Source organism: Glutamicibacter sp. 363 (genome assembly GCF_052379505.1).
Lineage (GTDB): Bacteria > Actinomycetota > Actinomycetes > Actinomycetales > Micrococcaceae > Glutamicibacter.
The window spans coordinates 1-300 of sequence record NZ_JBQSYR010000098.1; the positions used below are offsets into that span (position 1 = coordinate 1).

The 300-nt window shown below is 41.0% G+C and carries 1 protein-coding gene; it reads left to right on the forward strand.

The window, feature by feature from the left end; all coding sequences use genetic code 11:
- Nucleotides 1–210 (forward strand): hypothetical protein (locus tag ACT3UA_RS19020; protein ID WP_444617899.1); only part of this gene is annotated, 210 nt, incomplete at its 5' end.
- Nucleotides 211–300: the final 90 nt, after the last annotated feature.

Here is a 300-nt window from a genome sequence, read left to right on the forward strand (position 1 = left end):
TGTGTGCACGGTCACCTCGGAAAAGGGCCTCCCGATTTGAAACATCCCGCAAATCTGTGTATAGTTTTTATCTGTCGCCGAAACAAGGCCGGAACAAAAACCGGTACAAAATTCGGTGATAATCCCCAGAAAATCAAGAGTTTTACACAGGTCACTGTGGATAAAACGAAATTAATGGGAACCAAGAATACCGATTCAAATCACAAATAATTGATTTGACTTTCAGGAATTCAACGGTATAGAATATAAATATAACGCTGGACGAAATTGCCGCTCGAAAGAGTGGGTAAAGAACCGGTA